This is a genomic window from Acinetobacter sp. YH12046 (genome assembly GCF_013419905.1).
In the GTDB taxonomy this organism is placed as follows: Bacteria; Pseudomonadota; Gammaproteobacteria; order Pseudomonadales; family Moraxellaceae; genus Acinetobacter.
Genome location: NZ_VOZF01000003.1, coordinates 28,048 through 48,818, shown reverse-complemented (window position 1 = coordinate 48,818; position 20,771 = coordinate 28,048). Strand labels below are relative to the sequence as shown.

Below are 20,771 nucleotides of genomic sequence, written 5' to 3'. Positions count from 1 at the left end.
CAAAATTACGTTACTCACAATGTTACTCACTTTGCATAAAGTGATTGATTTTAAGGGCATTAAAAAGCCGCTTAATCAAGCGGCTACTTTAGCACTTTTACAATGCCTTGTGACAACTTCATTCACATAACTATTAAGGTAGTAACTTCGTGGACCATCTTTGTGAGGTTGTTCAATTTCTCCTTTTTTGATCCGGTCATACAAAGTTGGTTCACTCATGTTCATGCGCTTGGCAAATTCCTTGATACTTACCCGACGTTCATCCTGATGAGCCATTGCTCGTTTGAGCTCCTGCATTTCATCAAAAATGGCTTGGAGTAGATTATGCTCAGATTCAACTATCACTTTTCACCTCCAATCTTTTACCTGCTTTGATTTCTTCATCATTGGCATGTTCAATTTCGGAAATGGCAACACCTACATTTTCATCGATATTTACAATCTCTAAATCTTCATCGATTTCAGTAATCTTTCCAAAACCCTCACGCCACATCCCTTTAAAATGAGCTTTGTATGTAACCAAATCCCCAACCTCAAAAATATTGTGCTGGCGGCGGTATTCAAGAAGCAGGCGATTATTAGTTTCAATTTCGCCTGGGTAGATTGGCTTCATCTCCTTGATCATTTCAAATTCATGTTTAGCCCGTTCATACCCGCCCAACTGCTCAATTAAATTCATAGTGAACGCTCCACGATGTGTGAACCTGTAGAGCCGAAGGTTGGGGCTGGACTACAGCCACCATGAGATAAAAAACAATCGTCTGTTATGGTTGGCTTATTGATGCACCATAGGGCTGTATCGCCACCCTCTCTCACTGCCCAATACCTTGCCCATTCAGGCGCTTGACTCCAGTCTGGTTGCCATTCTTCCACATCATCAAAATGCTGACCTTCACGCTCAACAAATGTATTTGGAGCGTTCAGCATTTCACGGATTTCTTTTCGTTTCTGCGCCGCTTCAGCCTTATTGCGTTTATCTAATTCGGCTTGCATTGCGTCGGCGTATTTCCATGCTGTATCAACTGCAAATTCAATATCCCCGTCATCAACAAGTGGCGATTCCGGAATGATTTTAAGCAAGTAATCATGCGCCATTTCTAATTTTGCTTTCACGACACTTCTCCCAAACTCTTCACCACACCACTCGGCAACCCAAACACATCTTTAAAAGCCTTATCAAATTCACCGCTTTGGATGAAGTGATCGATGTTGTTTGTAGGTTGTTCATGCCTTGCGATATATGATGAAAGCATGTGGTAATACAGGTCAGCATTGCTATTAATCTCAAGAATCACACCAGTACCATTGCTCACGCGCTGTCTTAAGGTTGCTTCCAGTTTTCGCACAAAGTCACTGTGCAAGTGATGTGACTCACTCGCAATGTTGTATAAAGATCCGGTCTGACCTGCATCCAAAACCAAATTAAAAGGCTTCTCTTTATACAGCTGATCAATGATGTAGTTGGCCACCTGAATGTTCGTTTGCTGAATTTCAGTCATTGGCTGGCTCCTGTGCTTCGATTGCAAAAAATTCATTAATTTCACAAGCCAAACTATGCGCATACCCTCTGGCCTCATAACATTCAGGGCAGCCATATTCTTGAGCGCAATTAGCCATGTGGCCCCATTGGCTCATTTGCTCAGCAGAAACCAAAACAAATCCTTCCGGCACCGCTCGGGCTTTGGCTTCCCTCCATGCTTTCCAGCTAAAAATCAGAGCTGTAATTAAGTGCTCACACTTCTTTTCAACATCATCTGGCACATCAGTTCTTTTGATATACGCTCCAAATTCAAAGAAGGTGTACTGTGCAACATGCTCAAGACGTTTAAAGCATTCAGACTGCTCAAACTCAGCTTTTAATTTTTCAATATCCATCACGCCACCAATCCCATTTCTTTTTTAAATTTTTCAGCCAAATCATGCATCAAAAGATTTCCTGAACCAGTTTGATACCAAATACCCAATTGACCATGCAGCTTGAATCTAAGCGCTTCATGCTGTTCTGTATGGTTAAAAACATCTGCGCCCTGATCAACCAGCCAGTTCTGAAAATCCTCTTTGCGCCATACACTTAAAGCACTTCGGTTTTTGTATGATCTGGTGCTTGAGTAGCGATTTCGTAGCACCTGCCAATCGCTTAGAGGTTTGATTACACTTTTCATGTAGCCACCTCACCAAAAGGATTGTATTTCTTAAATTCTTCAAACAACTCAGTCGCTGCTTTATTCAAGCGACCATTCGCCATAATCATTACGTTTCGCGGAAAGCCCTTACCCGTGGCAGTGTTATAAAACTGTGCACCGCCAGCGGAAATTACGCATTTATACCCAAGGTGAGTGAGCCAGATAATGAAGGCTTCACTCATTAGAGGATGGACTCGGTAGTGTTTTTTCATCTTAATCCCCAACATACTTCGAGCCTGGACGGTAATACTCAGTCGCTTGAGGCTTGTAAGCTGTCTTAATACGCGCTTCCATCATTGGGATGCGATTCCTTTTGCTTGCTGGAAGATCGCAGCCGATCTTCGTAATATCCCAACAATGACGATTAAGAGAATGTCTAATCCAAAGGCGACCATTTGAGAAAAAGAAGCCATCAGCACCGATCCGGTGATAAACAGTTTGACCCAATCGGCACTCATATCCATTTGCATCAACCGGAACCGAGTCCACCAATTTAACTGTGCGACGACCTGCGACCATCGAATCAAAATCTTCAAGCCATTGATCTTTAGGGGAGAGCATCACAGTCATGTCACCACTCCCTGAGATCCAGATAAACTTGCCTTTTTATTGGCACATTCAGCAATGATCTGCTGCTCGTAGTCAGTACCTTTGAACTGCGTATAGATGATGCCAAGTTCCGCTATATCGTTGGTGTCACCAATTCTTGCAATAGCTTCCTGATATGCCTCAAGTAAAGCTTCTTCTTGTGACTTACCATCATTCAACCAAGCAAGGATTCGTTCACCAGTTTCTTTGGTGATCTGCTCACCATCTGGATTAAACAACTTGGTACGGTCCTTTGTGGGTACCGCAACGTGATTGTCATGAACCACATCCAAAGCCACAGTCAGCTCGTATTCATACCCATCACGTTGCTCAGCCTTCATGCCGAGTTTTAGAATCTTCTTACCATCACCTTGAACTGTTTCAGTCTTGGCGCGAGTGGTAGTAATGATGTGCATATCTGTCTGCAAGATCGCATCAATGAATCGACGATGACGTGGAGTAGTATCAGACCAAGCGGACCAGGTATTGCCCTTAAATCTAGTTCGTGCTGTCTGGTCGTTAATTTCCAAACAGCCACCAGTACCAATCCATTCATGCGAAGCACTGTCGATAATCAGAACCTCATAACCCATGTTGTAGGCTGCATACACAGCACCTGCAAAACGCTCCGGTGTGTAGGGTGGGCGAAGAGGTAATGTGTCGAAGGTAAACTCACTGGCATACAAAGATGCAGATTCATTTTCAGTATCAATTACTGCGATTTTAGAGCCCAAACCGCTTGCCATTTTTAAGGCACTGTAGGTTTTCCCACTACCAGAAGGACCATTAAGATTTAGCTTCAGCTTTGCCTTTTTCCTTTCTGCTCTGGTGAATGTGAAATTTTCAGAGTTCATATTCCTCTCCTTAGGCAGCCATGTTTCCAAGAAGATCCGATCTAATCTTCTCAAGGTGGGCTATGTTTTCACGTGCATATTGAATGCGTGCGCTGTCTGAATATCTGTCATCAAGACAAAGGGAAATGATTTCCATGCCGCGACCCACATACGTCAGGGTGATCGTGTTGCCTTCAACCTTGATTACATCTTCTGCGGTAGACATGCTCTCGAGTTCATCTGCAAGCTGCAGCAATTGGCTTTCAGCGCGTACCACTTCGATAGATCTGATTGCCGCACCACATCCACAGAATTGAGCGTAAGTGTTCATACAAGCCCCCAGTTCTTATATTGTTCACGACGTTCTTTTGATGCTTTATCCACGCCAAGCCATTCCGCGAACGTGCAGCCTGTATCTGCATCAAGATATTCTTGATAGCGCTTTTGACCCGCAGTTAATTTGCGCACTTTACCCATTTCAAGGTATTCAACACGCCATGCAGGATGGCAATACGAGTAGTCACTTGCTTTTGTGTTATCAAAATTAACTTTGATGTGGGCGTTTTTGGTGCCAACAATAATTCCAGGCTCGCCATCAACGATTACGCGGCGGCCAACACAAGCGTTTACGCCATAGGATTTGTTGATATATTCGAAGCTCACTTCACACCCCCAGCAATCGCAGCATTAATCTTTTCAATCTCATAACGATCAACATAGGCATTAATCGTCTTGTCAAAATGGACCACGTTCAGAATGTCTAGGAATTCGACTGAGCCATCATCCAAGGCATACTCGACATAGATGCTGTAATCGTCAGCTTTAACTTTCGCTGTGCAGTACTGATGGCAGACTGCGTTTTCCACCTGGTACGATGGGGCAGCGATGTTGATTTGTGGCTGATCTTGGATAGATTCAGCTTGAAAGCTCACAGGCTTGCTTGAATCAAATGCCATAGCACCCAGAGAAAGAGTTCCCAAAATACCCAGGAACAAAGCTCCTGTAATGTTTGGGTTGAAGCGAATTGGTTTTTTATTCATAATAATTTCACTCACATTCAGGGTGGGTCACGCTCCAGGTAGTTGTCGTAGGCTACGCTGGGGCTTTTTATTTCCTGTGATATTTAGTTTAAACAATTAAACTTAGGTGTCAATATAAAAGTTTGACAAATTAAACAACTTTTTAATTTTATGTTTGGATACTTAAATTCTGGACAATAAAAAACCCGCACTAGGCGGGCTATTAAACTTTTAAGATTTAGAACAGGTTAAACTTCTTAGCTGGCTTAAATGAGCCTACGTATTTACCTACAAGCATACAATCTTCATTTAATGGGATTACCTGCTCATTCCAGTTTGGATTAAGAGGCTTTAAAAAGTATCCGTTTGACTCTGAAATCAATGCCTTAAAGGTTGCTGTATCATTGCACTTCACAACAACCATCTCACCAGTCTGAATGTCTTCAAGTTGATAATCTGGATCGATACAGATTTTTTCGCCTTCCTCGAAATATGGCGCATTACTCAAACCTTTCACCTCAAGATAAAAGCTTTTTCTGCCTGCGCCTGGTACTAATGGGAGCTTCTCACATTCCGCTAAATTGCTTATCGACTCCATGTCGGTGAAATCTCCTGCCTGAACCCACGATATTACAGGAGCATAAATTACTGTAGCCAAAGGATTTAAGTCAACATTATTGTCCAATTGGTCATTTATGCTGCCTTGACCAGTCAAAATCCAAGCCGCATCAACTTTCAATTCATTAGACAATTTAACCAATCGTTCGCCACTTGGAACAGCCCCACCAGATAGCCACAAAGAAATAGTCCCTTTGCTTGCCACTTTTTTATTAATTAGATCGACCTGTTTAATTTTTAGCTCTTTCATTCGCTTGTCAATGCGATCGGCCACGGTCTCGATCATGGAAATTGAATCCTATTTGTTGATGTTTGGAATATTAAACATATTGATTGACAGAGTCTTAAACTATATTGTTTAATAGGTTAAACTTTAATTGATTTAGGTTTAATATTATGAGCGTTTATCAATTCACAGTTGATGATTTGCGCGAGCGTTATGGCTGCAAATCAGATACCGAATTAGCAGAATTGCTCGGCTGCTCCAAAGGAACGATTTCTGTCTGGAGAAGCAACGGTGTCCCAACCGGATACCAGCGATTTTTAAATGTAGAAACACATACACCCCTTAGTAGAAAAAAGTTACCCCTAACTGCTTGATCTAATTATTAAGCATTTGAATTTAAACAACCACGTTCAAAGGAACCTTAAATGAACATAACGGATGCAGCGTACAACACAGTTCATGACTACCCGGGTGGCGCTTCAGCTCTAGCCCCACGGATGGGAATTAAAAGTCCAGCTGTACTTAACAGCAAAGTAAATCCAAATACTGAAACTCACCACTTAACACTGGCCGAGGCTTCAAAGCTTATGGCTTTAACTGGTGATTTCCGCATTTTGCATGCTCTATCTGCTGAACATGAAAAAGTTGCAATTGATCTACCTGAAATTCCTGAATGCCGCGACATGTCACTGACTGACAAAGTGCTGTGCATTGGTATGAAGGGCGGTGATGTAATGAGTCTGTTCCGCGAAATCATGGCGGATGGCCGTATCACGAAAGGTGAAGTGCAAGACATGTCAAAGGTGATTCACCAGATGCATGTTGCTTTGGCTGAGCTGGATAAACAAATCCAAGCTTGTATTGATAACCCAGAAACAGAAAAAGCCTGAGTTACGACCTCAGGCTTTTCCGGTTGTTCACTAACTGACAGGAAAGTAAACATGAATATGATGACACAATTTAATCATAATCAAAACACCATGTCCAACATTGAATTGTTGGAAGTTATTAATCAGGCGCGAAAGGAATTTAATGAAAAGCCTGTTCGTCTAAATGATTTTAATAATCGTATTGCTGATGAGCTTGAAGGGGAGTACTACGAAACTTTCGTAGTAAGAAATCCTAATGGCACAACATCTCAAGGTTTCAATTTAAATATTGATCAATGCACCTTGATTGGCATGCGTGAATCAAAATCAGTTCGAAAAAATGTTTTGGCGGTACTAAAGCAAAGACAATTCGACATCACCAATCCAGCTCACCTCCTTCAAGCAATCGAAGTTCAAGCCAGACTCAACATCGAGCTTTCTGAAAAAGTAGCCGTCCTGGAACCTAAAGCTGATGCATTGGATCAGATCGCTGACACTAAAAGCACTTTCTGTATTCGTGATGCTGCAAAAGCTGTAGGAGTTCCAGAAAAGAAATTTATTCAGTTCCTAATGGCTCAGAACTGGATTTATCGCTCAAAAGATGGCTGCAACACTATATGCGCTTATAGCAAACGTCTTGCCCAAAAGGTTATGGCTGAAAAAGTAACTCGCGTTATTGAAACATCAAAAGGCCCACAAGTTTTCACTCAGGCTCGAATCACCTCAAAAGGGCTGACTCGCCTAGCTGCAATGGTTAAGCAAGCTGGTTTAGTGGAAGAGGTGGCAGCATGAGTAGTTTTATCCCAAATAGCTTCCAGCTACCGAATGCACTAATTGATGATGGTGTGATGGCTGAAATGAAAGGCGCAGCTTTAGCAATCTACATCCTGATCGTCCGTAAAACTCGCGGCTGGCAGAAAGAAACAGATGCTATCAGCATATCTCAATTCATGAAGTTCACTGGTTATGGCAAAGATGCAGTGATTTCTGGTGCTGAAAAACTTGTTTCACTTGGTCTTGTAAGTCGCATTAGCCGTGAACGCCAACCAACACTTTACACGTTGAGCGATTTGGCTGAGCGTGAAATTGCAAGCTTGTCGGAAAAACCGAATACCAATAACCAAGACTTGTCGGAAAATACGACAGGGGTAGTCGGAAAAACCGACAAGAGCTTGTCGGAAAAACCGACCCACAATAACAACTCAAAAACAACTATTACAAAAGCAAATATATATAAGGAGAAATTCAACTTTGCTAACGCTCTAGTTTCTCAAGGAGCAGATCAAAAGCTTATCTCTGAATACATGGAAGTTCGTAAAGCGAAGAAAGCTGTTAATTCAGAAACAGCATTCAAGTCTCTTATCTCTGAACAACAAAAATCTGGTCTCACTTTAAATCAGGTCCTTGAACACTGTGTTGTGAACTCATGGAAAGGATTTATGGCGGAGTGGGTGAAAGCTCAAAACCAAAATCAGTCTACCCAACCTAAAGCACATCGCTTTGGACAAGGCTTTGCTCAACCACAGATGAAGGATGTGAACTAATGAACAGTATTCAGTTGTTTCAAGATGCCTTCGCTGTGGATTTTCCAGTTGAAGTAGCAGATCAGATTTTAGGTCGTATACAGCAACTTTACGGTGCTGAGTTCGACAAGAAGTTTGGATCCATTGATCCAGTTCAATTACAGCAAACCACCTGTACTGTTTTGAATGGCCTTACACCTAAAGACATCAAACGCGGCTTAGATCGCATGTTAACTGAGAAATGGTGTCCATCGCTTCCAGAATTCCGTAGCTGGTGTATTGCTGCTGACTGGTGGACTGCTGATCAGGCTTGGGCGAAAGCAATGAATTTTGAAGGAGACCCATCAAAACCGATCACAGCTCTCGCTAAATGCGCTTTGGATGAAGTTCGCCATATCTTGGATGTGGAAGGGCAAAAAGCCGCTCACAGAGCATTTAAGGACATTTACGAGGACTATCTGCAAAAGGCAAAAGATCAAGGCCGTGCTCAGGAACTTTGGAAAAAGCCGGAAGTTAAAGCGATTGGTCATAACTATGCACCGAGATCTGGTGTGCCGTGTCCACCTGAATTGGCTGCGATGGTTAAGCGTGTTGGTAAAGGTTTTGGGGGTGGGGTGTGAAAGATCAAAACGACAATAAAACCGTGGATTGGGTTGAAATTCTGGCAAAGCGCCAAGCCTACAACTATGGAATCAGAACGCCAGAGACTCGTGAAGCATGTCGAATCTACATGGCTGACTTAAGAAAGCGCAAGAAGGAAGCGCAGGCAGTGGGAGCACAGGGATGAGCAGAAATAAAAAAATACGTGCTTGGCTTGAGATGGGAGTGGGTCGGACCAGTGCTCTAGCCAAAGTTTTAAATTGTTCACGGCAGTTCGTTAGCAAAGTTTCACTAATGGAAAAAGGGATTTCGGAAAGCCAGTGGAATGCAATTAGTTATGGCATCTCAATTATTGAGCTGGATGAGAAAAGCAGTCAGAAAAAGATAGAGCAAATCATCATTAAGGCGGCCCATTTAAGTCATAGCAAGGACTATGAAATTAAGCAGTTTGCTCAGATTGAATTGGATAAGTGGGTTGATGCACTAGGGAGAGCAGCATGACAGGCAAATCATTAAAAGAACTCAACGACATCAGACTCAGCCATACAGCATCGCCAGAAATTAAACAGGCTGCACAAGAAGAATGGGAAAAGCGACATCAGGTAATGGTTGAAAAGCAAGAATCGGAAAAATTTGAAAACAGTTTTTGGAGTGGGGAATGACAGATAACGTAAATAATCCGAGTCACTATGCATCTGGTGCAATTGAATGCATCGATGCCATGGAGTCCATGTTAAGCCGTGATGAGTTTATTGGCTACCTTCGCGGGAACACCTTCAAATACCAGTGGCGATATAAGCATAAAAACGGCTTAGAGGACTTAAAGAAGGCTGAATGGTATCAACGTAAGCTGATTGAGGTTGAAGGCCGTGTGATTGTTCCTAAAGCGATTTTAGATGCTGAGAAATATCAACCAAATTATGCAGGGCCTGTTCATGACTGATTTTATTTTAAGCGAAAAATCAAAGGCTGAGTTTGTTGAATACATAGCTCAAGATGGTATTGAGTGCTGGTTTGAAGGCGATCGTTTTGTAATGCCAAGCGGACAAGGAAGAACAGCAAAAGGCATTGTTATCCATAAGCTGCAAGTGTGGAAGCTTAAAGAAGCCGCAATTCAAGAAATGGATGAAGTAATCAAACTCCAAGACACTGATCTGCGGAAGTATGAGAAGCAGATTGAAAGCTTGAAAACCCAATTAGCTGTCTACAAGGAGGATGTGCAGAAGGATGCTGAGAAGATTGCTGATCTGGAAAAATATCAACGCGTGAATGGTGAATGCATCAATAACCTGGTCAATCAAAAACATGATTATTTGCACCGAGTGACTATGGCAATTGCTCATTTAGATTCATTCGACTTATCGCGAGCTGGCATGAATAAGCTTCAGAGAGGTATTGAGTCAGCACTGGAAGCCCTGCGAGGTGCCAATGACTAATCTCCGTATCACCGCAGCACAGGCGAGAAAAGCTGGTATTGGTCCTCGATTTGGTGTGACAGCCAAGTCGGGGAAAAAGAAATCCAATCCAGATCCAATGCCAAAGGTTCCGGCTCATCTGGTCGAAGGGAAAGGATTTGGTGTGATGAATGATGAATTGCTCTGGTGTGAGGTTTTAATTACACCTCCTTCGGTGAATCACTACTGGATTCGTGGAGCTAACAAGACCAATCGATTAAGTAAGCGTGCAATCCACTTTATTGACGTTATGAAGCGTTTTATTGAGCCAGCAGGGTATCAGGGCAGAGTTCGCGTAAAGATCGAATACGCGCCACCTGATGCGAAAATACGGGACATCGATAACATCGTGAAGCCTTGCTTTGATGCTTTATCAAAAGGTGGGTTGATTTTGGATGATTCCCAGGTGGATGAATTGCTCGTGAAGCGATTGCCATCAGAAAAAGGCGGGAAGCTGATTATTCAAGTTGAAAAGTTAAGGGTTTGAGGGAAATAGGGATGAATGCGATGGTTAAGGCGGAAATTATGAACTGGGATCGTTTTAGTATTGAAGATTGGCTTAAGCAGTATGGGGCATATATTCAGACCTGCCGAATGAAGTCTGGAAATATGCCTGATACTTTGGGCATCAATCAGATTCACTGGCTGATTCTTGAAAATAACAAAGGGGTAGCACCACGTAAAGACCAGATCATTTGCCAGATTAGTGACTTTGAGGCTGAGCAGGTGCGGAAGTTGATTGTTGATTTCAATAAGTCGAGTTCGGTTTGTGAATCTGGTAAGCGTGCGGTTCAATTATTCATTGAGAAGAATGTGAGAGGAATGTCATTAGGCCAGATGGAGAGAGAATTTACTCTATCGAGAAGCTCGATAAACAACATGGTTTTTGCAGGGAGTTATTACTTAGCAGGCCATGACAAAAGACTTCGCCTAAAGTGATTAAATAACTTGCGTTTAAATGTGAATATGCTATTTTGTGTTATAAGTCACCGAAGTGTAAGTAATTCACTTTGACTGACAAAGAAGCTCGCCAAATGGTGGGCTTTTTGCATTATGGCGGTTTCATTAATTTCTAGTGCTTTTTAAATTAATGCCGCCACCCAGATTCTAAAAATAACCGAGCCAACCATGAAAACAATCAAATATCAAAACAATGAATTCCAGTTTGCTGATGTGCATATTGCTAAAGCGGGTGATAAAGCGTGGGATTACGCCTGGGGTATTGCTGACGAGTTTGGTTATTTGGCTCCATGTGTCATTGAGTCTCTACCCGATGAAGATGATAATGAGCAGATTCTTGCTGTAGATCGTGAAGATAAATGCAAGGCTGAATGTATTGCCATTATCTGCTCGAAAGAGAAATCACCAATGTTCCCATCATTAACCGACGATGAACGCTGTTTAGGTTTTCAGTTTGTGTATGAGGGAGATCAATTCGAGGTGCTGTGATGCTCCAATTCCTAAAACGCCTATTCTGCTTTCATCACTACGATTATCACTCTGATATTTTTATCCAGATCGAATGCCGTAAGTGTGGTAAATGGCTGGATGAATAAACCCTTGTCACTTCGGTGACACTAGCCGAACGTATTACGGCAAACAAAGCCCCTCGCATTCTAGATGTTGAGGGGTTTTTCTTTTCTTATTGGTGGTGACCGTGTGGCAATTTTTACTTGGTTTTATCGTGGCATGGGTTATTTGCAGTTGGTATACGCATATCTACGTGGCAAATGAATGTGAGCGGCTAGGTGGCTTTTTTGTTGGGTCGAAAACATACAAGTGCATTGAAGTGAAAAAATTCGATGAAGAAGAACAAGACTGGTGATACCTATGACAGACAAAGTACAAGCTAAACAAGACTTAGAATTTTGCAGTGCTGAGCTGTCTAAGTATCAGAACCTCAGTAGATCCGGCCTGACGCGTAATGAGCTGCTGGCAATCGATGGCATCATGATTAAGTTGAAAGAGCGGATTAAGAATTTGCGTGAAGCGCTGTATGCGTGATACCAAACGGTTAGCAGCAATCAGAAAGCTGCCATGTATTCGATGCGGTAATCCCAATAGTCAGGCTGCACATTCAAATAGTGCCAAGCATGGTAAGGGTAGATCGATTAAGGCCAGTGATGAGTTCACCGTGCCGCTATGCCATTCCTGTCACCATCGGTTCGATACCTTTCAATTGGGTAATCGGGCAGAGAGTGAAGCGATGTTTGATCAGTGGTTGATGAGAGTGAATCGGATGTTGAGTCAAACAGACAAAGAGATTTTTTAACTGAGCAGATAGCTCTTTTTTATGTGAGAAGAAGATGAGTAATAAAGAACTACAACCACATGAGCAGCGCGTAGTTGAAGAAAAAGATCAACTCAAAGAACGACTTGATAAGTTGCGTGATTTTCTGCAAAAAGAGCAGCCAACTTTCATTGATGATAAGAATTGGACTTTGTTGAGCGAGCAGTACGATGCAATGAATTGGTATTACACATTGCTTGTTAGTCGGATTGAATTGTTTTAAGTAATGGCAGGAGCAGGAAATGCAAAAAGCCGTGTTTCCTATCCAGAGTCATGCCGACATCACCAAAGCCATCAACTACATGCACACCCATTACACTCAGGCGATTGAGAGTGGTAAGCCGTTGGTGGTGAGGATCAATCAAACACCAGATGAGCGGTCAGCAGCGCAGAATAGGCTTTACTGGAAATGGATTGGTGAGATTAGAAGAAAGACTGGTCAGGATGAAGATTCACTCCATTACGAGTTCAAGAAGAAATTCCTGATTTATATCTATCGTCGGGATGACCAGCAGTTTGCTGAAATGTGTCATGCCATTGCCAGGGTGAAGCAAACCGAACCAGATGAGTATAAGGCTATCGGTGAACAGGTCATCAGGCTTTGCAGTACAACCAAGGCGACAGTGAAGCAAATGACCGAGTATTTGAATTATGTGCATGACTTTGCTGTGACTCAGCTGCATGTGCATTTGACTGTGCCGGATGATTTGAAGTGGTGTTATCAGGAGTAGGTTAATGACATGCCAAGGCTGTGAAGCAAGACGCAAATGGATAGAGAAACAATATGAGCGATCAAGAGAAAGAATGCGGTTGTGCATCGAACGACTTACTTCTAAAGCTAATCGAGCAGAACAATCAACTAATAAGCCAAGTGGCCCAAGTCATTCAGATCAACAATGAACAGAATGCTCAGATCAATGAGCTATTGATTCAGTTGGAAGGTGATGAGGAAGAGCCTAAGAAGTCACCTTATTTGGATTGATGGTTATGAAACTACCCAGACTGCAAAGCAAACTACAGGCGATGACACCGAAGGCACCGAGACCAATCAAACAGGTCAGTGATTCATGGCGTGATAGCAAGACTACGGCAGAGCGTGGATATGGGTACAAGTGGCAGAAGTATCGCTTAAGCTTCTTACAGCGCAATCCATTGTGTGTGTACTGCTTGGAGCAAGATAGAGTAACTGAAGCCAAGGTGGTCGATCACATTGAACCGCATCGTGGTGATCAGGATCTATTCTGGAATACAGACAACCACCAAAGCCTATGCATGTCCTGTCACTCATCTATCAAGCAGCGTGAAGAAGTAGGGTCGAAGAACAGTACAGCATACGTGTTCATGCCTGACTGGTTAGAGCCAATACCTCGCTTAACAATCGTGTTCGGCTGTGCAGGTTCGGGCAAGTCTACATGGGTGAAGGAGCATGCCAAGCCTAATGATGTGGTCCTCGACTTGGATGAGATGATTGCTGACATTGGTGGTAAGCCAATCTATAAAGGCAATAAGCAGGACTTTGCACTGGCTGTCAGGAAGCGCAACAGCTTGCTGCTACAGATGTCTAAGCATAATCAGAGTGGCTATCTCATTCTTACAGGCTCAACTCCAGCACAGCGACGATGGTGGGTCTCTAAGCTTCAACCATCCTCAGTGCATATCATGGAGACATCAAAAGAAGAATGCATTGAAAGGATTATGAATGATGAAAGAAGAACCATGTCGGTTAAACAGAAGCAGATTCAATCGGTTGGTAAATGGGAGATTTGATTTCCCGATGGTGGGGGGTAAAAGATTCTTAAAAAACGATTGAAAAATCCTGACCACCAGCCGACCCACGTATAAAAAAATTTCCCATTTCACAAATATGTTAAAGGAGGGCTTATGGCTTTAACAGCAAAAAAGAAGGCATTTGCCCAATCTAAACATGATGGTGCAGATAACAAGCAGGCCGCTATTTTCGCGGGTTACAGTCCCGAATCAGCTTCACAAGCTGGATCGAGATTAGCCAAAGACCCCGATGTGGTTGCGCACATCGAAAGACTCAAGATTAACACCGAGGTTAAAGCTGACGCTAAACCAGAGCCGCGACCAATTGTTACCAAAAAAGATATTGAGACTGCTGGCAGCCGTGCTGACCCACTAAAGTTTCTGGAAGAGATCTGGACTGATCCAGTTGAAGACATGAAATTGCGAATGGATGCAGCAAAAGCAGCCCTTCCATATTTCCACGGCAAGGTTGCTGAGAAAGGCAAAAAAGAAACCAAGGCTGATGAGGCCAAAAAAGCCACTCAAGGCGGAAAGTTTGGAACGTTGGGTTCACAATTGAGAAGTTAAATTTATGTCAGCAATGCTCCCAGAATGGACAACATCCTGCCCAGACTGGGAGGAACGTATTGTCGCTAAAAAGTCACTCATGCCATGTGAGCCACTTTTTCCAGAAGTGGCCGATGTAGCAGAGCGGATTTTTAAAGAATTAATCTTGGTCGATGTGATGGGTAGCCCAAAAATGGGCGAAGTCACATTGCTATGGGTGATCGAATTTGTCCGGGCAATCTTTGGTGCTTATGACCCAGAGCAGAAGAAGCGTTTAATCCGTGAATTCTTTCTGCTGATATCCAAGAAAAACACCAAGTCAACGATTGCAGCTGGAATCATGATGGTGGCCTTGATCTTAAATGATCGTATGTCGGCTGAGCTCATCATTCTGGCACCGACAAAAGAGGTTGCTGATAACTCATTTAACCCGATCCGAGACTTTATAAAAGCAGATCCCGAACTACAGGAAATGTTCAATATCTCCGAGCACACCAAAACAGTCACTCACTTGGGTACCAATGCGACCTTAAAAGTGATTGCTGCGGAAAGTAATGCTGCTGCGGGTAAAAAGGCTTCAATCATCCTGATTGATGAGGTTTGGCTGTTTGGGAAACGCTCAAACGCTGAATCGATGTTTCGTGAAGCAAAAGGTGGTCTGGCATCACGGCCTGAAGGTTGTGTGATCTACCTGTCTACCATGTCGGATGAAACTCCATGCGGTGTATTTAAGCAGCTGCTGGACTATGCGCGTGATATTCGGGACGGTGTAAAGGTCAATCCTCAGTTCTTGCCGCTAATCTACGAGTTTCCTGAGTGGATGCTTGAGGCAGGTGAGCACTTAAAACCTGAAAACTTCTATGTCACCAATCCAAACTTAGGTGCATCGGTTGATCTGGATTACCTGGTTAATGAGTTTGAAAAGGTTAAAGACGCTGGCGAAGAATCTCTGCGTGACTTCCTTGCAAAACACTTAAACGTACCAATTGGCCTAAACCTACGTGCTAATCGCTGGGCGGGTGCTGAATATTGGCTGCAACAGGCTAGAGACACTATCACGCTGGATCGACTGATTGAGAAATCAGAGTTAATCACACTAGGTGTGGATGGTGGGGGGCTCGACGATCTTTTAGGGTTTAGTGCTCTTGGTAGGCTAAAAGGAAATTCTCGAATCTGGTGGCTCTGGAATCATGCTTGGTGTAATAAGACTGCAGTCGAGAGACGTAAAGAGAATGCTCCAAAGTACGCTGACTACGAAAAAGAAGGTAGTTTGACGATTGTTGAGCGTGTAGGTGATGACATTGATCAGTTGGCGGCCATTGCTAAGAAGATTTTTGATTCTGGCAAGCTTGACAAAATCGGCCTAGATCCACAAGGGCTTGGCGGTCTACTGGATGGCCTGCTTAGTGCTGACATTCCTGAAGATAAGCTTATTGCGGTCCAGCAGGGCTTTAAGTTGATGGGCTATATCCTCACTACAGAACGAAAATTAGCTGAAGGTAATCTTTACCATGCAGGCCAAGGCTTAATGACTTGGTGTGTTGGTAATGCGCGTGCAGTCGTGAAGGGTAACGGCATGATGATCAGCAAACAGGAATCGGGTGTCGGGAAGATTGACCCATTGATTGCTACGTTTAACGCGGTAGCCTTAATGTCGATGAACCCTGAACAGGCCGAAAAAGAATATAACGTCTTCTTTATCTAACCAAATCAATTAACCAAAGCTCGCATTAAGCGGGCTTTTTTATTGGGGTATCCAATGAAAAAAGCTTACAGCTTGCTACAGGTCAAGTCGTTTGATGCTGAGCAACGAATTATTAAGGGAATTGCTTCAACCCCAAGCCCGGATCGAGCAGACGATATTGTGGATCCGCAAGGTGCCAAGTTCGCTTTGCCTATTCCTTTCCTTTGGCAGCACATGCACTCACAGCCAATTGGCGAAGTCACTGAAGCTGTGGTGACAGACAAAGGCATCGAGGTGACTGTTCAGATTGCCAAGATTGAAGAAGAAGGAAAATTAAAGGACCGCATTGATGAGGCTTGGCAGTCCATTAAGTCAGGTCTGGTCAAAGGTCTATCTATTGGCTTTCGTGGCCTCACAGTTGAAGACATTCCGCGTTCATGGGGTCTGCATTTTAAAGAGTGGGAGTGGTTTGAATTATCAGCCGTAACTATCCCAGCAAATGCAGAAGCATCCATCACAGAAGTTAAATCGATTTCTAAATCTTTCGAGCAGCAAGAAAAATCCGCGATTGGTGACGAGCCGCAAAAACCGAAAGTAGAAAAGACCCCTGCTGGCGATTCGGCAGAACAAAAACACGTAGTAGTCAAATTGAATTGCCCAACAAAGGGTGGAGTGAAATTATGAATAAATATTTAAAACAATTGCTTGATGCTCTTGCTGCAAAGAATGCTGAAAAGCAAGGCATCGTAACCAAAGCACTTGATGGTGGTCAAACGCCAAACGAAGATGAAGAAAAGCAGATTGATGCAATTGATGCTGAAATCGCTACTATTCAGAAAAACATTGACCGCGTTAAAGACATGATCAAACAGGCAGAAGATGCTGCAAAAAATGCAACTCCTGCTGCTGGCCAAACCGCTGCACAAGCAAAAGCCTCAGCTGAAGGCAATCCGAACCCTGAAGGCAACGATTCTAAAATTGAAATCGTGCCTTTAGCTAAAGGTATTGGCTTTGCTCAATATGCCCGAGCGAAACTTGCAGCCGCACTTGAGGCCAAAAAAGGCCACTACATCACACCAGTGGACATGGCAAAACAGCTTGGCTTTGGTGATGAGGTTCAGGACCTTGTGACAAAGGCAACTTTGGGCACTACTACAGACTCTGGTTTTGCAGCATCACTTGTTACCGAAAACCGCCTGGTAGGTGAATTTGTTGAAATGCTTCGCGCTGCAACAGTATTCGATAAATTAAACGGCTTCCGTGCGGTGCCATTTAATTCAAAAATCCCAAGTCAAACAACTGCTGGTACTGCGTCATGGGTAGGTGAGGGTGCCAAAAAACCTTTAACAAACCCAACTTTCAACGAAGTTGAAATCAAGGAACACAAACTTGCTGCAATTACTGTGTATACACAGGAATTAATGCGTCGCTCTGATCCTGCTGTCGATGTTTTGGTTCGTGATGACTTAATCGCTGCAACTGCAACACTGATTGACAACACATTCCTTGATGCGACTGCTGGCACGGCTGTTCGTCCTGCTGGTGTTTTAAATGCTGTGACTGCAACAGCAAATACCGGCACTACTGCGGCAGCGTACGAAGCTGACCTATTGGCTCTGATTAATAGTTTTGTGACTGCAAACCTTTCACTTGATGGTTCGTACTTCATCATGTCAGAAACACGTGCTGCACAAATCAGCTTGCTACGTGATGCTCTAGGCGGCACTTACTTCCAAGGCATGGCTTTACGTGGTGAACGCACCTTAATGGGCATTCCGGTTATCACCTCGCAGACTGTTGGCGACAAGATTATTCTTGTTAAAACTTCTGAAATCCTGCTTGCTCAGGATGGTGGCGTAGATGTTTCTTACTCTGACCAAGCAACTCTGGTTGATGGTGATACGACTCACTACTTATGGCAAGAAAACAAATTTGCGGTACGTGTTGAGAAGTTCATCACCTGGGCAAAACGTCGTCCAATCGCAGCAGCATTCCTTGATTACAGCACACCGTAATCTATAAATGCTCAAAAACAGCTCCTTAATCGGGGCTGTTTTTATATCTAAGCATCACAATTGTTTAGCTATAGGAACAGTCTATGAAGATTAAATATTTAAAAACGACCCACGATTCCAATGTTGGGGATGTGAAAGAGGTTCCTGATTTTCAGGCAAATGTACTGCTCAAAATTGGTGTTGCAGAGGTCTATACAGAACCGAAAAAAGCAGCACCAAAAGCGAAAAAAGAAGATAAAACCAAAGAATAGGATGTAAAGAATGGGCTTTTTCGGAAATTTATTTGGTAAAAAGAAATCCCTCCAAGGAGTCCATTCAAACCAAGGGTGGACTTCTTTATTTGTGCATGAGCCTTATTCTGGTGCCTGGCAAAAGAATGATGAGCTGACCCGGGAAGATTTGGCAGCACACCATGCGGTTTTTAGCTGCGTTTCATTGATTTCGCAAGATATTGGCAAGATGCCGATTCTGCTGAAAAAGAAGCAGCAGGGTGTCTGGATTGATCAAGATATTCCAGAGCGATTCAATGTTCTAAAAAAGCCAAATCATTATCAGACATGGCAGCAATTTAGCGAACAATGGACCACATCATTATTGCTTCGCGGTAATACCTATGTGATGAAGGTGCGGGATATCTTCTCAGGCAAAGTTGTCGGCTTGAAAGTGTTAAACCCTGACCTGACGAAACCATTGATTAGTGATGCTGGTGATGTTTTTTATCAGCTTAACGATGATCGACTCAATCAGACATCGCATGAAGTCGTGCCGGCATCCGAAATCATTCATGACCGCATTAACTGTTTCTATCATCCGCTCGTTGGTTTATCACCGATTACAGCGTGTGCGGTAGCAGCAGGACATGGCTTAGAGATTCAGAAAAGCCAGCGCACCCATTTCAGAAATAACAGCCGACCAGGTGGGATCTTGACAGCACCCGGGCCAATCTCTGAAGAAAAGGCAAGGTTTGTAAAACAGCAGTGGAACGAAAATTACGGTGGAGCCAATGCTGGTTGTACTGCAGTAGTTGGCGATGGTCTGAAATTTGAAGCCATTACCGTTTCAGCTGCAGATTCCCAGTTGATTGAACAGATGCGAATGACAAATGAAGTGATTTGCGCTGTTTTCCATGTACCTCAATTTAAATTGGGTATTGGCACCATTCCGGCAGGTCAAAAAGTTTCAGATCTGAATGAAATCTATTATTCAGACTGTCTACAAAGCCTGATTGAATCACGTGAAAACCTACTTGATGAAAGCCTGGGGCTTAAAGACTCCAATCTGGAAGCCTTTCTTGATCTGGATACACTAATCCGCATGGATTCAGTATCCCAGATGCAGCGACTTAAAGAAGGTGTTGGTGCAGCAATCATGACACCGAATGAAGCGCGTCAAAAGCTTGGCTTAGGCCCACTAGAAGGCGGTGACACGGTTTATATGCAACAGCAGAACTATTCGTTGGAAGCATTGTCTAAACGTGACCAGAAAGAAGATCCTTTTGGTAAATCTGCACCAAATACGCCTCAAAATACCGAAAATTCAGACCAAAAAAGCCAATATCAAGGCATTTTTAAGGCTGAAAACCAGTATAAATCAGGCCAGTTTGTGACTCATAAAGGCTCATTATGGCACTGTGAAAGGGATCATTCGGGCGAATTTAGCCATGAAAACTTCAAATTAGCGCAAAAGAAATGGGGTGGAGAATGAGTATTGTAAGCCTTGAGACCCTAAAAGAGCATTTGCGCTATGACGATGATTCAAATGACTTGATGCTTCAGGGTTATTTGGATGCAGCAGATTCGGTGGTGTTGAATTACATCACTGATGAGTTTGAATCTGATTATCCTAAAGCAATTCATCAGGCAATTTTATTGCTGTGTGGATATTGGGACCAGTACCGCAACGCTGAGCAGGAAATGCCGGTAAACGGCAACTTTCTGCCGATGCCAGTACAAAGCCTGCTTTATCCATATCGTAAGCCTACAGCGATTTGAGGTGGTTTTATGAAGTGGCTAAAAAAATTAATGGGCTGCCCGTGTTGGGCCTGTAAGAATGTGCGTTTAGGTGGTGGATATCAGCCTTGCCACAAGAAAGTAGTTGGTGAGCCAAAAGCACCCCCACGAAGAATATAGGAGGTTGTATGGCCCAACGTGCCGGCGAACTATGCCACCGTGTAACGATTCAGCATAAAACCACGGTCTATGATGAATACAACTATGAAACTGAAGCCTGGACTGAGCTCAAAAAGCTCTGGGGTAAACTGGATTTTCTTTCTGTAAAAGACTCCATTAATGCCAAGGCAGCAGGATCAGAAACCACAGCACGGCTAAAACTGCGCAAGCGCAAAGATATTGATACTGGTATGCGTGTTTTATTTGATGGACAGACCTTCCAGATCGTATCACCACCTAAACCAGACAATGAAAATGGTCGGATTTATATGACGTTGGAGTTGTCTTTAGTGTCTTAATTGTGCTGATTTTGGTATGATTATTAAGCGGATAGGCTGATCACCGAAAGCTGCTTAACCTGAGTAGTTTCCGCACTCATTAATCAGGT

40 protein-coding genes are annotated in these 20,771 nt (G+C 43.3%); 27 read left to right on the top strand and 13 right to left on the bottom strand.

Going from position 1 to position 20,771, the window contains the following annotated elements:
- Positions 1 to 75: 75 nt before the first annotated feature.
- The 13 genes from FTU03_RS03320 to FTU03_RS03260 all read right to left on the bottom strand — a co-directional run bounded on the left by FTU03_RS03320 (position 76) and on the right by FTU03_RS03260 (position 5,527).
- Complete coding sequence (locus tag FTU03_RS03320) at positions 76 to 345, bottom strand: hypothetical protein (RefSeq protein ID WP_034701783.1); 270 nt, start codon at positions 343 to 345, stop codon at positions 76 to 78.
- Positions 335 to 679, bottom strand: a complete 345-nt coding sequence (locus tag FTU03_RS03315; RefSeq protein ID WP_179992053.1) for a hypothetical protein — start codon at positions 677 to 679, stop codon at positions 335 to 337. The genes FTU03_RS03320 and FTU03_RS03315 overlap by 11 nt, the downstream gene beginning before the upstream one ends.
- Complete coding sequence (locus tag FTU03_RS03310; RefSeq protein WP_179992052.1) at positions 676 to 1,095, bottom strand: hypothetical protein; 420 nt, start codon at positions 1,093 to 1,095, stop codon at positions 676 to 678. Before FTU03_RS03310 ends, FTU03_RS03315 begins: the two co-directional genes overlap by 4 nt.
- Positions 1,096 to 1,109: 14 nt before the next feature.
- A complete protein-coding gene (locus tag FTU03_RS03305; protein ID WP_179992051.1) occupies positions 1,110 to 1,499 on the bottom strand; it encodes a hypothetical protein in 390 nt (129 codons plus the stop codon).
- Positions 1,492 to 1,878 carry a hypothetical protein gene (locus FTU03_RS03300; protein ID WP_179992050.1) on the bottom strand — a complete coding sequence of 129 codons (387 nt, stop codon included), beginning with the start codon at positions 1,876 to 1,878 and terminating at the stop codon, positions 1,492 to 1,494. The genes FTU03_RS03305 and FTU03_RS03300 overlap by 8 nt, the downstream gene beginning before the upstream one ends.
- Complete coding sequence (locus FTU03_RS03295) at positions 1,875 to 2,162, bottom strand: hypothetical protein (RefSeq protein WP_179992049.1); 288 nt, start codon at positions 2,160 to 2,162, stop codon at positions 1,875 to 1,877. Before FTU03_RS03295 ends, FTU03_RS03300 begins: the two co-directional genes overlap by 4 nt.
- Positions 2,159 to 2,395 carry a hypothetical protein gene (locus tag FTU03_RS03290; RefSeq protein ID WP_179992048.1) on the bottom strand — a complete coding sequence of 79 codons (237 nt, stop codon included), beginning with the start codon at positions 2,393 to 2,395 and terminating at the stop codon, positions 2,159 to 2,161. The genes FTU03_RS03295 and FTU03_RS03290 overlap by 4 nt, the downstream gene beginning before the upstream one ends.
- Position 2,396: 1 nt before the next feature.
- Positions 2,397 to 2,753, bottom strand: a complete 357-nt coding sequence (locus FTU03_RS03285; protein WP_179992047.1) for a hypothetical protein — start codon at positions 2,751 to 2,753, stop codon at positions 2,397 to 2,399.
- Positions 2,750 to 3,625 carry an ATP-binding protein gene (locus FTU03_RS03280; protein WP_179992046.1) on the bottom strand — a complete coding sequence of 292 codons (876 nt, stop codon included), beginning with the start codon at positions 3,623 to 3,625 and terminating at the stop codon, positions 2,750 to 2,752. The genes FTU03_RS03285 and FTU03_RS03280 overlap by 4 nt, the downstream gene beginning before the upstream one ends.
- A 10-nt stretch (positions 3,626 to 3,635) precedes the next feature.
- The gene (locus tag FTU03_RS03275; protein ID WP_179992045.1) at positions 3,636 to 3,935 is read right to left on the bottom strand and encodes a hypothetical protein; all 300 of its coding nucleotides are present in this window, start codon (positions 3,933 to 3,935) and stop codon (positions 3,636 to 3,638) included.
- Positions 3,932 to 4,267: a hypothetical protein gene (locus FTU03_RS03270; RefSeq protein WP_179991997.1), complete on the bottom strand. Its 336-nt coding sequence runs from the start codon at positions 4,265 to 4,267 to the stop codon at positions 3,932 to 3,934. The genes FTU03_RS03275 and FTU03_RS03270 overlap by 4 nt, the downstream gene beginning before the upstream one ends.
- Entirely contained in the window at positions 4,264 to 4,560 is a 297-nt protein-coding gene (locus FTU03_RS03265; RefSeq protein ID WP_306669515.1) for a hypothetical protein, read from the bottom strand. Before FTU03_RS03265 ends, FTU03_RS03270 begins: the two co-directional genes overlap by 4 nt.
- A gap of 301 nt (positions 4,561 to 4,861) precedes the next feature.
- Positions 4,862 to 5,527 carry a S24 family peptidase gene (locus tag FTU03_RS03260; protein WP_218949846.1) on the bottom strand — a complete coding sequence of 222 codons (666 nt, stop codon included), beginning with the start codon at positions 5,525 to 5,527 and terminating at the stop codon, positions 4,862 to 4,864.
- A gap of 110 nt (positions 5,528 to 5,637) precedes the next feature.
- On the opposite strand from FTU03_RS03260, the gene FTU03_RS03255 reads away from it, so the two are divergent.
- The 27 genes from FTU03_RS03255 to FTU03_RS03125 all read left to right on the top strand — a co-directional run bounded on the left by FTU03_RS03255 (position 5,638) and on the right by FTU03_RS03125 (position 20,682).
- Positions 5,638 to 5,841, top strand: coding sequence for a helix-turn-helix domain-containing protein (locus FTU03_RS03255; protein WP_179992044.1), 204 nt, complete (start codon positions 5,638 to 5,640; stop codon positions 5,839 to 5,841).
- Positions 5,842 to 5,892: 51 nt separating this feature from the next.
- Positions 5,893 to 6,357, top strand: a complete 465-nt coding sequence (locus FTU03_RS03250) for a phage regulatory CII family protein (protein ID WP_179992043.1) — start codon at positions 5,893 to 5,895, stop codon at positions 6,355 to 6,357.
- Positions 6,358 to 6,408: 51 nt separating this feature from the next.
- A complete protein-coding gene (locus FTU03_RS03245; RefSeq protein WP_179992042.1) occupies positions 6,409 to 7,128 on the top strand; it encodes a phage antirepressor KilAC domain-containing protein in 720 nt (239 codons plus the stop codon).
- Positions 7,125 to 7,880 (top strand): replication protein, encoded by a 756-nt coding sequence (locus FTU03_RS03240; RefSeq protein ID WP_179992041.1) that lies wholly within the window; start codon positions 7,125 to 7,127, stop codon positions 7,878 to 7,880. The genes FTU03_RS03245 and FTU03_RS03240 overlap by 4 nt, the downstream gene beginning before the upstream one ends.
- Positions 7,880 to 8,479 carry a restriction endonuclease gene (locus FTU03_RS03235; RefSeq protein ID WP_179992040.1) on the top strand — a complete coding sequence of 200 codons (600 nt, stop codon included), beginning with the start codon at positions 7,880 to 7,882 and terminating at the stop codon, positions 8,477 to 8,479. Before FTU03_RS03240 ends, FTU03_RS03235 begins: the two co-directional genes overlap by 1 nt.
- Complete coding sequence (locus FTU03_RS03230; RefSeq protein WP_179992039.1) at positions 8,476 to 8,646, top strand: hypothetical protein; 171 nt, start codon at positions 8,476 to 8,478, stop codon at positions 8,644 to 8,646. Before FTU03_RS03235 ends, FTU03_RS03230 begins: the two co-directional genes overlap by 4 nt.
- Complete coding sequence (locus tag FTU03_RS03225; RefSeq protein WP_179992038.1) at positions 8,643 to 8,960, top strand: hypothetical protein; 318 nt, start codon at positions 8,643 to 8,645, stop codon at positions 8,958 to 8,960. Before FTU03_RS03230 ends, FTU03_RS03225 begins: the two co-directional genes overlap by 4 nt.
- The gene (locus FTU03_RS03220) at positions 8,957 to 9,121 is read left to right on the top strand and encodes a hypothetical protein (RefSeq protein ID WP_179992037.1); all 165 of its coding nucleotides are present in this window, start codon (positions 8,957 to 8,959) and stop codon (positions 9,119 to 9,121) included. Before FTU03_RS03225 ends, FTU03_RS03220 begins: the two co-directional genes overlap by 4 nt.
- A complete protein-coding gene (locus tag FTU03_RS03215; RefSeq protein ID WP_179992036.1) occupies positions 9,118 to 9,402 on the top strand; it encodes a DUF3310 domain-containing protein in 285 nt (94 codons plus the stop codon). Before FTU03_RS03220 ends, FTU03_RS03215 begins: the two co-directional genes overlap by 4 nt.
- Positions 9,395 to 9,895, top strand: a complete 501-nt coding sequence (locus tag FTU03_RS03210) for a hypothetical protein (protein WP_179991996.1) — start codon at positions 9,395 to 9,397, stop codon at positions 9,893 to 9,895. The genes FTU03_RS03215 and FTU03_RS03210 overlap by 8 nt, the downstream gene beginning before the upstream one ends.
- Positions 9,888 to 10,400: a RusA family crossover junction endodeoxyribonuclease gene (locus FTU03_RS03205; RefSeq protein WP_004645338.1), complete on the top strand. Its 513-nt coding sequence runs from the start codon at positions 9,888 to 9,890 to the stop codon at positions 10,398 to 10,400. The genes FTU03_RS03210 and FTU03_RS03205 overlap by 8 nt, the downstream gene beginning before the upstream one ends.
- A gap of 11 nt (positions 10,401 to 10,411) precedes the next feature.
- A complete protein-coding gene (locus tag FTU03_RS03200) occupies positions 10,412 to 10,852 on the top strand; it encodes a hypothetical protein (RefSeq protein ID WP_179992035.1) in 441 nt (146 codons plus the stop codon).
- A 189-nt stretch (positions 10,853 to 11,041) separates the two neighbouring features.
- Complete coding sequence (locus tag FTU03_RS03195) at positions 11,042 to 11,362, top strand: hypothetical protein (protein ID WP_179992034.1); 321 nt, start codon at positions 11,042 to 11,044, stop codon at positions 11,360 to 11,362.
- Positions 11,363 to 11,743: 381 nt separating this feature from the next.
- Positions 11,744 to 11,917, top strand: coding sequence for a hypothetical protein (locus FTU03_RS03190; RefSeq protein WP_004731361.1), 174 nt, complete (start codon positions 11,744 to 11,746; stop codon positions 11,915 to 11,917).
- Entirely contained in the window at positions 11,910 to 12,185 is a 276-nt protein-coding gene (locus tag FTU03_RS03185) for a hypothetical protein (RefSeq protein WP_179992033.1), read from the top strand. The genes FTU03_RS03190 and FTU03_RS03185 overlap by 8 nt, the downstream gene beginning before the upstream one ends.
- Before the next feature lie 34 nt (positions 12,186 to 12,219).
- A complete protein-coding gene (locus tag FTU03_RS03180) occupies positions 12,220 to 12,426 on the top strand; it encodes a hypothetical protein (RefSeq protein WP_179992032.1) in 207 nt (68 codons plus the stop codon).
- A gap of 19 nt (positions 12,427 to 12,445) precedes the next feature.
- Positions 12,446 to 12,934, top strand: a complete 489-nt coding sequence (locus FTU03_RS03175; protein ID WP_179992031.1) for a recombination protein NinB — start codon at positions 12,446 to 12,448, stop codon at positions 12,932 to 12,934.
- Between the two features lie 53 nt (positions 12,935 to 12,987).
- Positions 12,988 to 13,185: a hypothetical protein gene (locus FTU03_RS03170; RefSeq protein ID WP_179992030.1), complete on the top strand. Its 198-nt coding sequence runs from the start codon at positions 12,988 to 12,990 to the stop codon at positions 13,183 to 13,185.
- A 5-nt stretch (positions 13,186 to 13,190) separates the two neighbouring features.
- Complete coding sequence (locus FTU03_RS03165; RefSeq protein WP_179992029.1) at positions 13,191 to 13,970, top strand: AAA family ATPase; 780 nt, start codon at positions 13,191 to 13,193, stop codon at positions 13,968 to 13,970.
- A gap of 114 nt (positions 13,971 to 14,084) precedes the next feature.
- Entirely contained in the window at positions 14,085 to 14,537 is a 453-nt protein-coding gene (locus tag FTU03_RS03160; RefSeq protein ID WP_179992028.1) for a terminase small subunit, read from the top strand.
- Positions 14,538 to 14,541: 4 nt separating this feature from the next.
- Positions 14,542 to 16,221, top strand: a complete 1,680-nt coding sequence (locus tag FTU03_RS03155; protein ID WP_179992027.1) for a terminase large subunit — start codon at positions 14,542 to 14,544, stop codon at positions 16,219 to 16,221.
- Between the two features lie 54 nt (positions 16,222 to 16,275).
- Entirely contained in the window at positions 16,276 to 16,884 is a 609-nt protein-coding gene (locus FTU03_RS03150) for an HK97 family phage prohead protease (RefSeq protein WP_179992026.1), read from the top strand.
- Positions 16,881 to 18,215, top strand: coding sequence for a phage major capsid protein (locus tag FTU03_RS03145; RefSeq protein WP_179992025.1), 1,335 nt, complete (start codon positions 16,881 to 16,883; stop codon positions 18,213 to 18,215). Before FTU03_RS03150 ends, FTU03_RS03145 begins: the two co-directional genes overlap by 4 nt.
- An 83-nt stretch (positions 18,216 to 18,298) precedes the next feature.
- The gene (locus FTU03_RS03140) at positions 18,299 to 18,466 is read left to right on the top strand and encodes a hypothetical protein (protein WP_179992024.1); all 168 of its coding nucleotides are present in this window, start codon (positions 18,299 to 18,301) and stop codon (positions 18,464 to 18,466) included.
- Positions 18,467 to 18,476: 10 nt separating this feature from the next.
- Positions 18,477 to 19,919 (top strand): phage portal protein, encoded by a 1,443-nt coding sequence (locus FTU03_RS03135; RefSeq protein ID WP_179992023.1) that lies wholly within the window; start codon positions 18,477 to 18,479, stop codon positions 19,917 to 19,919.
- A complete protein-coding gene (locus FTU03_RS03130) occupies positions 19,916 to 20,206 on the top strand; it encodes a head-tail connector protein (RefSeq protein WP_179992022.1) in 291 nt (96 codons plus the stop codon). The genes FTU03_RS03135 and FTU03_RS03130 overlap by 4 nt, the downstream gene beginning before the upstream one ends.
- 146 nt (positions 20,207 to 20,352) lie before the next feature.
- Positions 20,353 to 20,682, top strand: coding sequence for a phage head closure protein (locus FTU03_RS03125; protein ID WP_179992021.1), 330 nt, complete (start codon positions 20,353 to 20,355; stop codon positions 20,680 to 20,682).
- Positions 20,683 to 20,771 lie beyond the last annotated feature (89 nt).